Raw genomic sequence first — 12,867 nt, forward strand, 5'->3', positions numbered from 1 at the left:
TTGTGGTATTTGGTGGATCAACCCAGGAATTGCTCCGGCGGCAGGCAATTAAATCCGAAGGCGTCGGCAATACCTTGGCAAGTGACATTGCCGGCGACGATATTCAGGCCTTTTAATAGGGCCGCATTGTCGCGCAAGGCCGGCTGCCAGCCTTTATTGGCCAGTTGCAGTACGTAGGGCAGGGTGGCGTTGGTGAGCGCCAGCGTGGACGTGCGCGGCACGCCGCCGGGCATATTGGCTACCGCGTAATGAACTACATTGTCCACGATGTAAATAGGCTCGGCGTGAGTGGTGGGATGCGTGGTTTCCACGCAACCGCCTTGGTCCACCGCCACATCGACGATTACCGCGCCGGCTTGCATCACTTTTAAATCTTCGGCGCGGATCAGCTTAGGCGCGGCTGCGCCGGTCACGAGTACGCCGCCGATAACCAAGTCTGCAGTGAGGATTTGCTCGAGAATAGCATGACGGCTGGAAAACAGCAGTTGCACATTGGCGGGCAGAATATCGCTAAGTTGGCGCAGACGCTCCAGCGATAAATCCATGACCGTGACTTGCGCACCCAAACCGGCCGCCATTTTTGCAGCTTGCGTGCCGACTACCCCTCCGCCCAAAATCAACACCTTGGCCGGCAACACGCCAGGCACGCCGCCGAGTAACATGCCGCGGCCACCGTAGAGTTTTTCCAGGTAGTGCGCGCCTTCTTGCACCGCGAGCCGGCCGGCTACTTCGGACATAGGCGTCAACAAGGGCAGTTCGCCCGAGGGCAGTTGCACCGTTTCGTAAGCGATACAGGTGGCGCCGGAGGCTAAGTGCGCCTCGGTTAGCGGCCGATTCGCTGCGAAATGAAAATAGGTAAATAGCGTTTGGCCCGGGCGGATGCGCGACCATTCCGGTTCGATAGGTTCTTTCACCTTGACGATCATATCGGCTGCGGCCCAGACCGCTTCCGGACCATCGACCAACTGAGCGCCGGCTGCCAGATATTGCTCGTCATCGAAGCCGGCGCCTATCCCTGCTCCGCGTTCGATGGTTACGCTGTGTCCGCCGCTTACCAACGCGGCCGCGCCCGACGGCACCAGCGACACCCGATTTTCGTTGGGTTTAATTTCCTTGGGTATGCCGATTTTCATATTCACCTCTTGTGCAATATTTTGAGTAAGCCTGTTTGATGATAGCAATAATTAGACCGTCGTGTTCAGTCGATCAAAAATGCCTGCTGTTCAATGGCTTAGGGTAATACGCCCGGCTTCTCTTGCACAATTTGTTGTGATTTTAGTGCCAATTTGGCGCAAAACCGCTGCTTGTCTACGCCAGCCGGCGGTCGGGCCGGACTTAGAAAATCGTCTAAGCTTAGCCCAGCGCTTTACCAGAGAGAACATCATGACGCAGCAAACGCAAAATATCCTGATCGGCCATTTAACCGAAGTCAGAGGCGACGGTATGGACGCCCGTATCACCGAAGAACATTCGACGGCGGCACCCATCATCAAACTCGGCGATGAAGAAATATTGGCCGGCCATATTGGTTCATATGTGGTGATTCGCCAGTCGCATATCGGCGTGCTGGCCTTGGTATTCAAGATGTGGGAACGCGACCGCTTTGACGGCGCCGGCAATCGCGCCACCGACCGCTTCATCGCCTTGATTCCTGTCGGCGAATTGAATGAGAACAATGTGTTCATTCGCGGTGTGCGCCACTATCCGACGCCGGGCGCGGCGGTATATGCGGTCGGGCTCAGCGAGATCAACGCGATTTTTTCCAAATTCCGCGATTACGAATTTTTTATCGGACAGCTGGCCAGCCATAAGGATTATCATCTGAGTCTGGACCCGCGCGCTTTGTTCGGCCGGCATTTTGCGATTATCGGCCAGTCCGGCTCCGGTAAGTCCTGGACCGTGACCAGTTTGATCCAGCACACGATGCGGGCGATGCCGAAAACCCATATGATCATGCTGGATCTGCACGGCGAGTATTGCTGGAAGCGCCCGGATGGCAGTATCGAATCGGCGTTTCCAGAGGAACAAGTCAATTATGTGGATGCGATGGACCTGGAAATGCCGTATTGGATGATGTCTTATGCCGAGCTGGTGGATTTGTTCATCGATAGAGACGACAGAGGTGCATCGATGCAAATGTCCTTCATGCGCGAAGTGCTGCAACAACTGAAGCGCAAGGAAGCCAAAGCCATCGGCCTGGGCGTGGTATCGATAGACACGCCGATTTATTTTTCGCTAGCGGAAATGTATATGCAATTCAAAGCCGCCAACGAGGAACGCAAGGATTTCGGTAAAACCAAAGGCGCTTTGTTCGGCCAGTTTGACGAATTTTTGGTGACGATGCAGAGCCGCTTCAATGACGTGCGTTACGATTTTTTATTGAAGCCTAAAAAACGCAACAACTCGGCCAGCATGGCGGATTTGCTCAGACAATTCGTGGGTTTGGGGCAAAAAAAAGCCAACATCACCGTGGTCGATCTCAGCTCCGTACCTACCGATGTGCGTCCGGCGGTTTCGGCGCAAGTCGGCCGCTTGGCGTATGAATTCAACTACTGGAATCCGCGCCGCAGGGAGTTTCCAATTACGTTGATCTGCGAAGAAGCGCATGCCTACATTCCGCGCGAAAAAGGCGGGCAATTCGACGGCACCAAGAAAATGATGGAGCGGATCGCGAAGGAAGGGCGTAAATACGGGGTGTCGATAGGCGTGGTCAGTCAGCGGCCCACCGAATTGTCGGAAACCATGCTGGCGCAATGCAGCTCGTTTATTTGCCTGCGCACCACCAACCCGGATGACCAGCAATACATTCGCGGTTTGGTACCGGAGGCCGAAGGTGACTTGGCCGATATTCTCAGCTCTCTCGGTCGAGGTGAAGCGCTTGTGCTTGGCGAGGCCGCGCCGCTACCGACGCGAGTACAAATTTACCGGCCCAATCCGGAACCGAAGAGTAACGACGTCGACTATTACACCAGTTGGCGCGAGGGCCCGGATGACCTGGATGTGGAGGGCATAGTCGAGAATTGGCGGACGCAGAATCGGCATTGATTTACCGCGTGATGGCCAGATTGGCCCAATGCTTGGCTCTGCTGTCAGAATGCGCGTTATCGAATTTTGACCGTATTAAACACGACGTATGGCTATCGCGTTTTCCGAATTTCGAGTGTCGGATTAACCGAAACCGCCGTAGGGCTAGTTCTTATACGGTCAAACTTAAATCACTGCTATCGAAAAACAATTCCAGTCGATCTAATTCGCCGGTGGCGAGTTCAAGCGCAGCATCGAAGATTTGCGTGTCGTCGGATTGCACCGCGATATCGAGCATCAGATCGCACATCGATTGGGTCTTGGCCAGTGAGTCGTGCTTTTTCTCGATGTTTTCGAGCTGTTCGTCCGTAATAAGGTAAATTTTCATGATATGTCCTTAGTAGTCCAAATTAAATGCCAACGCTCTGTTCAATGTTTTTTTGCAGATGCTACATGCCGTCCTTTGGCAACTTTATTTTGCTATTTTTGTGATAGCTTTAACAAGCTGTTGACTCGGGCCTTATCATCTCTTTGATATCGCTTGTTCGGGTATTGTTCTAAGGTGCAATCGTAAACGTAAAACTGCAAAAAGTGGAGCAGTAAGTAATGTGGGAAAGATTTTGTTCGGAGAGACTCGGTTTTATATAGCAGGGTAAGGCGCTCAAGTCTTTAATTTCGACTTTACTTAATGGAGGTCGTACCGCAAAGGGATGTAATCCCGGCCTGCTTCGGGTTAAACTTGCGAGCCGCAGGGGCTAGGCCAATGTCGTTAAGTTAAGCTCTGTATAGGGTACGGCGGAAGAAGGCCTATCTTCCTTAACTAAACGGCATTGAGGGCTAGGCTGATTGCCGCCTGACGCGCCCCTTGCCTATAGCCGGTTCGTTGCAATGCCCGTTGTGACAGGCGTTGAGTTAATGACCAGTTTCAATTGACGTATGCATACAAGGAAAAACATTATGCACCCGATAAAAATGGCCGGAATGGCCGCCGCCTTATTTGCGACTATCGCGCAGGCCGAAACCGTATTCGTTACGCTGGAAAAAGATAACGCTATTGCCGTACTCGATCCCATAGAAGGCAAGTTGGTAAAAACAGTACCGGTCGGCCAGCGGCCGCGCGGCATCGCGATCAGTCGGGATGGCAAGACCCTGTTTGTTGCTACCAGCGACGATAACACCATCCGCATGATCGACTCCGAAACGCTGAAGGAAATCGGCAAGCTACCGTCAGGCGAGGATCCGGAAACATTCGCGTTAAGCCCGGACGACAAATTTATGTACGTGTCTAACGAAGATGACGCGGAAGTCACGGTAATCGATATCGCGGCGAAAAAAGCCGTCGGCAAGATCAAAGTCGGCGTCGAACCGGAAGGCATCACCGTTAGTCCGGACAACAAATGGGCGATAAGCTCTTCGGAAACCACCAATATGCTGCATTGGATCGATACCAATACCCGGCAGATCGCTGATAACACGCTGGTCGATCCGCGTCCGCGCGCAGTGATGTTTACCGACGACAGCCGGCAATTGTGGACGACTTCGGAGATGGCCGGCACGCTGACCATCATCGATGCGGCGTCCAAACAGATCGTGCAGAACATCAAGCTGGACGTACAAGGCATCAGCAGCGATCAAATTCAGCCGGTGGGAATAGCGATCGACAAAGAACGCCGTTACGGCTATGTGGCGATGGGGCCAGCCAGCAGGGTTGCCGTGATCAACGCCCAGACCTACAAGGTGGAAAAATTTTTCCTAGTCGGACAACGGGTTTGGAATCTGGCTTTTTCGCCGGACCAAAAGCGGCTTTACACTACCAACGGCGTCAGCAACGATGTGTCTATCATCGATCTGGAAAATCATAAGGTCATCAAGTCGGTCGCCGTGGGCCGTTATCCGTGGGGCGTGGCGGTTAAACCATGACCGAAATTGCGTTAGCGGTTGAAAATCTGAACTTTGCCTACGGCGCGAAAAAGGCACTGGATGAGGTGAGTTTTAATGTGCAGTCCGGCGAATGCACAATCTTGCTCGGTCCCAACGGCGCCGGCAAAAGCACGCTGTTTTCGCTAATCACCCGGCTTTACGATGCCAGGGAAGGGCGCATAGAACTGTGCGGCTTCGATATCAAGAAACAAAACCTGCAAGCCTTGGCCCGGTTAGGCGTGGTGTTTCAACAGACCACGCTGGACCCGGATTTATCGGTGACGCAAAACCTGCGCTATCACGCCGCGCTGCACGGTATTAGTCGTAAAGCGGCCGATAAGCGCATACAAGAGGAATTGGAGCGTTTGAATATGTTCGAACGGCGCGGCGAAAAGGTCAGGCAACTGAACGGCGGCCACAAACGCCGGGTGGAAATCGCCAGAGCCTTGCTACATAAACCCAGTTTGCTGTTGCTGGACGAGCCGACCGTTGGTTTGGACATGCCCAGCCGGCAGGCCATCGTCAGCCATGTGCATGACTTGGTAAGTCAGCAAAATCTAGCCGTGCTATGGGCCACGCATTTGATCGACGAAATTGCCGCCGACGACAGTTTGATTGTGCTGCACAAAGGGCAGGTCAAAGCCAGCGGTAAGTTGTCCGAAATCTTGCAGACCACCGGTTGGGCGGATCCCGGCCAAGTATTTCAAAAATTGACTCAAGGATCGCAAGCATGAGGCTGTTACATTACTGGCGGGCGACGGCCGGCATCGTCGGCCGCGAACTGCTGCGTTTTCTACACCAGCGCGAACGCTTTGTCTCGGCCTTGGTACGGCCCTTGGTTTGGCTGTTCGTTTTCGCCGCCGGCTTCCGCGCCGCATTGGGTATAGCGATTGCGCCGCCTTACGAGACCTATATTCTTTACGAGGTTTATATCACCCCTGGTTTACTCGGCATGATCCTGCTGTTTAACGGTATGCAAAGCTCACTGTCCATGGTCTACGACCGGGAGATGGGCAGCATGCGCATGTTGATGGTTTGCCCGCTGCCGCGCTGGTTTTTATTGTGCAGCAAGCTGATCGCCGGCACCGCAGTGGGTGTGCTGCAATCCTACGCTTTCTTGGGTATTGCCTGGTTGTACGATATTCAGGCACCGTTGATGGGCTATGTCTGGATTTTGCCGGTGCTGGTGTTGGCGGGTATGATGCTGGGGGCTTTAGGCCTATTACTGTCCTCGTTCATCAAGCAATTGGAGAACTTTGCCGGAGTGATGAACTTCGTGATCTTCCCGCTATTCTTCATGTCCACCGCCTTGTATCCCTTATGGAAGATCAATGAGTCCAGCGAGTTGTTGTCAACGCTAGCGCAATACAACCCGTTCTCGCAAGCGGTGGAGTTGATCCGTTTTGCCTTGTACGAGCAGTTTAATCAACAGGCATTGCTCTTTACCGGCGCGGCGTTTTTGCTGTTTATGGGCGCGGCGATCATGGGCTATAACCCGAGTAAGGGGATGATGGTTAGGAAGGGGGGCGAATAAGTTGGATTTTTCCGTGCGCACCGCAATTTCTGACTAAAAGTGAAATAAGAAAGCACGCGCATGGATATTTGGATTGAATTGAATCGCCTTGGCTTGATGGAGAAACGAAGTTCACTATACTTTAGTATGCGGCTTCGAAAGTATTTTCTTGGTGGATTTAGAACGTTTGTCGGTTTCGACGCTTAATCGTCTTTGCCGCACTTGTTAGGGCAGTTAGCAGTATGCAGGTGTAAGAAGTATCTTAACGATAGAACCGGAGGAAGTGATCATGGCTAGAACTCAACATAACCAACTAGGCCCCAAATCCTGCGGAGCCGCCTCCTTAATGTGTGCGTTGCATGAGTTGGGCCGCCTTACCGGGGCAGTGGATAACAATACTGAGCAACTTATTTACAATTCGACGCAGAGGGCGCCAAACGAAGTCTCCTCCCCGGCCAAGGTTGTCAAAACGGCTCAGGCAAGAGGCGTCCAGGCTTGGCTGATGGAAGCGCCATGGCGTACGGCGGCACTGATGGCCCACGCGCCTTTGCAGTTGGGACCGGCCTGGCTGGAATATACAGGGGAACTATGGAAGGAATGGGTGTGGCGGACACCCCGTTCGTTGGCTCGGAGCGATCTAGACGGCGGTATAAGAGCCATGCTGATTAGCATTATTATGGATGGTAGCGGTGCCACTCATTTTATATTGGCTCGAAAAGACGGCCAAGATTATTGGGTCATGAATCCGGATGGCGGTACCGATGAAATCGACAATAACCTGTTCGATTATATCGATAAATTCGAGGTCAAAACCTATGGCGGCGTCGACTATCTCTATACAGGAATTTGTATCTGTATCCGCTGAATGGATTGGTTTTAGCGGAGAAGGGTTATTTATAGTCGGCCGCATTAAGCGCTATCGCCGCCGCATCCGTTCCGATTTACGGCAAAGGAGCAATTCGTTTTAGGCAGCTAAAATGTCCGCATCCGTTTTTTTCGGAACGTCTCTGGGCTGCAGTTAATACTGTCTCGACACTAAACAGCAAGAGCAGACTGGTTTTTTGAAAGTTTGATGGTGCCGATTTTCGAGCTTGCAGTCGATTTACGGACACACGGCTTGGGCGGACTAGTCAAAACATTGCTCAATCAAATTCCAACCGGCATCGTCGGCGGCCATTTACAAGTCGGTAGGCGCAAGCAGGCGACGCATCTGCAAGGGGGCGCTCTTAGTCCAATGATCCGATTACCTCCCCATGCTCAGGGGATGGTATCGCCGATTCTCCGACTAGATGACACGGGGTTAATCCGTACTCCTGATGTTTCTCTGGAGTCTATTCTCTGCTACCATTCCGAGAGGTCAAGGCGGGATTGCGTGACCGCAAAAGGATTTCGGTTTTGCAGGGCAGCCTCAATGCACAATCGAGTGGACCACTATCAACGAGGCGCTATTTCAGAGGGATAATAATGGACAAACTTACAGCACTTTCTTTAAGCATCGGCGTTTTGGCGGGCGTCGCCACCTTTTTGGCGGTGGGACCGGCCAGCGGCATATTTTTTATCTGGGCCGCAACTATTGCCTGGGCGGCCTATTTTTTCCTCGGCGCTACCAAGGAAGCCTTGAAAAATACCATTGTCTGCGGCATTTTCGGGGTATTCATGGCTTGGGTTACCGCGATTATTTTGACCGAAATTCCCGCCGATACCGCACTGGGTTTCCCGCTTATGGCGGCGATTACCGTGACCTTCGCGGTAGTGGTGTTATGCCTGGCGGCCAATATTCCGCAGCTGGCGACGATACCGGCCAGCGTGCTGGGCTATTCGTCCACCTTCGCTTATTTATTGCAAACTCCGGATAAGTTAACACCAGACGTGCTATTGGGCGTATCTTTAAGCAATCCCCTATTAGTGATTTCCATCTCGATTGTGGTGGGTACTTATTTTGGTCAGCTCTCGGCGCAATTAGCGGCGAAATGGACTAAGGAATAAGTATTTCCGTTAGCCCGGCCGCGAGCAGGTCGGGTTAGCCGTTTCAATGAAAAAAAACTTCTAAATCGCAAGATGAGCAGGGCGTAAGCCGGCTTGTCCTTGTGACTTGCCGCCAAGTTGCAAATTTTAGGTGTAAATCAAGTGGGCCACCCAACGCTACCGCAACCGCAGTTGTTCCGAATCGGTTTTTGCGCCGCTAGTGAGTTAAGCGCTATTCCACATTTCATAACGGCCGAATGCTTCGCGGATGTCGCTACGTAAAGTAGCGTCGTCCCAGGGTTTGATGTGATATTTATAAATCTCGCCTTTGTCCGCGGCTTCGGTAATGTCGCTAAGGTCGGCGTCGCCGGTAAGTATCATGCGCACCGGGCGCGGGTGCATAAGTTTCACGCGCGACAAAAATTCGGTTCCGCTGATGGTGGGCAGACTCTGATCGCAAAGAATCACAGTTACCGGTCGCCGGGCTAACAAATCCAGGGCTTCTTCGCAGCCGTTAGCCGTTAAAATTTCATAAGCTTCCGGCTGTTGTAACGCTGTTTTCAATGATGCCAGTACATGCGGATCGTCGTACACCAGCAGCAGGCTTTGCTTGTGCTCTGCAACCGGCATATTCAACATGGCGTCCGATTCCAATAACTGCAAAATGTCTGCGGCCGGCAACGGCTTGCTGAAATAATAGCCCTGGATCTGATTACAGTTCAGGGTACGCAAATAAAGGGCTTGCGCTAGGGTCTCCACGCCTTCGGCAATAACCGAAAGGCCCATGCTGCGCGCCATTGCGATGGTGGCTTGCACAATCACGGCGTCGTTGGCGTCGGTGGTGAAATGGTCGATGAAGCTCTTGTCTATCTTGAGTTTGTCTACCGCAAACTGCTTAAGATAAGCCAGCGAAGAATAACCAGTGCCGAAATCGTCTATCGATAGCTGGATGCCGATGGCCTTGAGCTGTTGCAACAGCGCCTGGGTTTCGGCGACGTTACTCATCAGCAGGCTTTCCGTCAGCTCCAACTCCAGGCAGTGCGGCGGCAGCCCGGTTTCATGCAGCAGCTTGGCTATCGTCTGTACCAGATTACCGGATTGCATTTGCAGGGCGGAGGCATTTACCGCCACCGTAATGGTTTGCCGGGCTAGGCCGGCGGCCATCCAGTCCGCCATCTGATAAATGGCCCGGCGTAAAATCCAGTCGCCCAGGGGCAAAATCAAACCGGATTCTTCCGCCAGGGCGATAAATCGGCCCGGCGGCAGAAAGCCCTGCTGCGGATGATTCCAACGCACCAAGGCTTCCAGGCCTATGATTTTCCGAGTGGACAGGTCCACCTGGGGTTGGAAGTAAAGCTCGAACTCGTCGCGCTCTATGCCGTGCCGCATATCGTTGGTCAGTGCTATCTTGCTCAGCAACAAATCGTTCATCTCCGGCTCGAAGAACCGCAGATTCGAAATCTTGTCGGCTTTGGCGTGATTCAGCGCAATGCCGGCGCGCTGCACCAGCTGGTTTGCCAATTTGGCGTCTGACGGATAGAAACTGATGCCGAGTTTGGATTCCAGATGAATTTCGTAATCGCCCAATAGAACCGGCTCGGACACGGCGGCTTGTAAATCTTCCGCCAGCGCCTTGGCTTCGGCAATACGCTTCACCAGCGGGTAGGCAATGATAAAATTGTCTTTCGCCATCCGGGTAACGATGCCTTCCGAGCCGGCGGCTTTCACCAAGCGGCTGGCCATTACCTTTAGCGTCTGATCGCCTATATCGAAGCCGTAGGTATCGTCGATGTTATGAAAGTTGTCCAGGTCCAGGCGCACCACGGCAATTTCGTGGTGTTCGCGTGCCGCTGCCGAAATTGCCAGGGACAACAGGTCTTCGAAATAAAATTGGTTAGGCAGCCCCGTGACCGAATCGTAATGCGACAATTCGGTAATGCGCTCCTGCATTTGCAGGGTTTCGGTCAAATCGTTGACGATGGCAACAAACAGCGGCGGCTGATCTTCGGTGATTTCCAGCTTTGCCTCCACCGGATAAACAGTGCCGTCCCGGCGCCGATGGTGGGTGCTAAAGTCGCAGCGATGCTTGGTGCCGGCCCGTAATGGAGCGAGCAGATGCTCGAACGCCTCCGGCGTAATTTCCGGGCTGATATCTAGTGGCGACATTTGTTCCAGCTCCGCCAGCGAATAGCCTAGGTTGTCGCGGCCGCCGAGATTGACATCGACGAAGCGCAAACTCTCGCTATCGAAAATATAAATTTCATTGGTGGAGCGTTCCAACACTCGGCTGAAACGCGCGGCTTTTTTCTCGATGCGTTGGCGTTGCACAATCCGCCAGATGGCGTTGGCAATCAGTTCGACGGTTTCCACGTCCAGTTCGGTGTAAGTGTTGGGTTTGTCGGCCACGGCAATCAGCATCGCCACTTTTCCGTTTTCGATAACCGGTACCGAGAGCAGACGCGTGGGCCGATAGGTGCAGCCGGGCAATATGCAATTCTCGGAGTGCTTGGCGCAGTCGTTGAATATCACTGACTTGCCCGATCTCAACGCTTCAACCCAGATACCGGCCTGTGCGGCTGGATAGCGATGCTCCGGATTAGCACGAACGTTATTTACCTTGGTGTCGTCCGCCCAGGCCGCCAGTTCGATAATTTGTTGGTCGTGACAAACAAAATGCATCAAGGCGATTTGGCTGGCAGTCAATTCCTCGGCCAAGGCAATGCCGCGTTGTATAAATGCCGCTTCGCTTAAGTCTTCAGAGGCTTTGGGCAGTTCCAGCAAGGCTTGGGCGCGGCGGGCTTGTAAAATCAGTTTTTGTTCGTTTTCGATACGCTGGGTGACGTCGATAGCGACACCGTCCCAGGACACGGTGTCGTCCGCCTGCCGATGCGGGCTGGAGTGGAACGCAATCCAGCGTTGTGCGCCGTCGGGCAGGTTAAACAACAGGGTATTACGGTAAACGCTTAACTCGCGCAGGCTGGCTGCTTCCGCCTCGATGCTGCTCGCTACCGATTCCGGGGCCAGTTGCGCGATAAACAAGCTCATGTCCGCCATTAACTGTGCCGGTTGCAAGCCATGAAGTTTTTCCAAGCCCGCACTGACGTATTGAAATCTTGCCCGGCCATCGGCTTTCAGTTCGTAGCGGTACACATAGCCATCCGGCAGATTGTCGCCCATAGCCCGCAACTGACGCTCGCTTTCGCGTAAGGCTTGCTCCGCTTCCACGCGGGCGCTGATGTCGTTGAGTAAGCCTTCGATCGATACCACGGCGTTGTTTTCGTTACGGATTAGCCGGGTGAATTCCCCTATCCAAATCCAATGGCCGGCGCCATGCAAAAACCGGTATTCCTGATAATAGTCGTCCGGGCCATGGGCAATATGTTCGGCGATTTCCGCAGCTACCCGCACCCGGTCCTCGGGCTGGATCAAATCGATGTACTTGTACTGCCCGCCGCGCAACTGTTCGGGGCGGTAGCCCCAGGACGAGATATTGCCGCTGACGTAGCTGACCGGCCAATCGTCGACATTGCGCCAACTGATTGCAATCACCGGAGAACGGTTGACGATGGCCGCCAAATGGCTCAGCTCGGCGCTACGCATTTCCACCAGCTGCTCGAAGTGTTGATATAGCCGGCTCAATTCCAGATGCGTCCGGATGCGCGCGCGCACTTCGTCGATATCGAAGGGTTTGGTGATGTAATCGGCGGCACCGATAGAGAAGCCGCGCACCTTGTCCAACGCACTATCTATCACGCTGACGAATAGCACGGGAATCCGGGTGCCTATTGCGGTGGCCTTGATCCGCCGGCATACTTCGTAACCGTCCATGTCCGGCATCAGAATGTCGAGCAACACCAGGTCCGGCGGGTTGGTGCTCAGCACGATTTCCAGTGCCTTTGCGCCGTTGCTGGCGACGCGTATTCGGTATTCCTCTTTTAGGGCCTCCGCCAGTTCATGGATATTCTCCGGTACATCGTCCACCAACAGCAGCGCCGGGCGTTCGGCGCGGATTAGCATCTGCTCGTTCAGCGAAACCAGCGGTTTGCGCCGATATTGGCGCAATTCGAGTTGGGTCAGTATGCGCTGTTTCAGCAGATCCGGATTGATCGGTTTGGTGATGTAATCGGCGGCACCGTGCTTCAGGCCGACGGCTTCGTCGGCGGATTCCGACAAGGCCGTGACGAAAATCACCGGGATATCGGCGGTGCCGGGGTCGGCTTTGAGCCGGCGCAGCACTTCGTAACCGTCCATGCCAGGCATTTTGATGTCCAGCAATACCAGATCCGGGCCGGGCGCGCGTGCCGCCAGCTCCAGCGCTTTTTCGCCGTTGGTCGCCGCCAAAATGGCGTAGTCCGTGCGCAGAATGCTTAGTAGCGCATGCAGGTTCTCGTTGACGTCGTCTACGATCAGGATACAGGGTTTGCGATTGTTAGATTCAAGCATGG

At 53.7% G+C, this 12,867-nt stretch carries 9 protein-coding genes; 6 read left to right on the plus strand and 3 right to left on the minus strand.

The genetic code is table 11. The features are described from left to right. Positions 1-17: 17 nt before the first annotated feature. Positions 18-1,133, minus strand: coding sequence for an alanine dehydrogenase (gene ald / locus ACH50O_RS03200; RefSeq protein ID WP_446810604.1), 1,116 nt, complete (start codon positions 1,131-1,133; stop codon positions 18-20). Between the two features lie 250 nt (positions 1,134-1,383). Here ald and ACH50O_RS03205 point away from each other — a divergent pair, with 250 nt between their 5' ends. Continuing rightward, positions 1,384-3,045, plus strand: coding sequence for an ATP-binding protein (locus ACH50O_RS03205; protein WP_446810605.1), 1,662 nt, complete (start codon positions 1,384-1,386; stop codon positions 3,043-3,045). Positions 3,046-3,196: 151 nt separating this feature from the next. Here ACH50O_RS03205 and ACH50O_RS03210 read toward each other — a convergent pair whose 3' ends face one another. Next, positions 3,197-3,412 carry a hypothetical protein gene (locus tag ACH50O_RS03210; protein ID WP_446810606.1) on the minus strand — a complete coding sequence of 72 codons (216 nt, stop codon included), beginning with the start codon at positions 3,410-3,412 and terminating at the stop codon, positions 3,197-3,199. Positions 3,413-3,981: 569 nt separating this feature from the next. Here ACH50O_RS03210 and ACH50O_RS03215 point away from each other — a divergent pair. The 5 genes from ACH50O_RS03215 (at position 3,982) to ACH50O_RS03235 (ending at position 8,443) form a co-directional block, all read left to right on the plus strand. Beyond that, positions 3,982-4,944: a PQQ-dependent catabolism-associated beta-propeller protein gene (locus tag ACH50O_RS03215; protein ID WP_446810607.1), complete on the plus strand. Its 963-nt coding sequence runs from the start codon at positions 3,982-3,984 to the stop codon at positions 4,942-4,944. Further along, complete coding sequence (locus ACH50O_RS03220) at positions 4,941-5,678, plus strand: ABC transporter ATP-binding protein (protein ID WP_446810608.1); 738 nt, start codon at positions 4,941-4,943, stop codon at positions 5,676-5,678. Before ACH50O_RS03215 ends, ACH50O_RS03220 begins: the two co-directional genes overlap by 4 nt. Beyond that, the gene (locus ACH50O_RS03225) at positions 5,675-6,478 is read left to right on the plus strand and encodes an ABC transporter permease (RefSeq protein ID WP_446810609.1); all 804 of its coding nucleotides are present in this window, start codon (positions 5,675-5,677) and stop codon (positions 6,476-6,478) included. The genes ACH50O_RS03220 and ACH50O_RS03225 overlap by 4 nt, the downstream gene beginning before the upstream one ends. 268 nt (positions 6,479-6,746) lie before the next feature. After that, entirely contained in the window at positions 6,747-7,322 is a 576-nt protein-coding gene (locus tag ACH50O_RS03230; RefSeq protein WP_446810610.1) for a hypothetical protein, read from the plus strand. 599 nt (positions 7,323-7,921) lie between these two features. Beyond that, positions 7,922-8,443, plus strand: a complete 522-nt coding sequence (locus ACH50O_RS03235) for a DUF1097 domain-containing protein (RefSeq protein ID WP_446810611.1) — start codon at positions 7,922-7,924, stop codon at positions 8,441-8,443. Between the two features lie 204 nt (positions 8,444-8,647). On the opposite strand, the gene ACH50O_RS03240 is transcribed toward ACH50O_RS03235, so the two are convergent. Beyond that, positions 8,648-12,865, minus strand: coding sequence for an EAL domain-containing protein (locus ACH50O_RS03240; RefSeq protein WP_446810612.1), 4,218 nt, complete (start codon positions 12,863-12,865; stop codon positions 8,648-8,650). Between the last annotated feature and the right edge of the window lie 2 nt (positions 12,866-12,867).

Source organism: Methylomonas sp. 2BW1-5-20 (assembly GCF_052474515.1).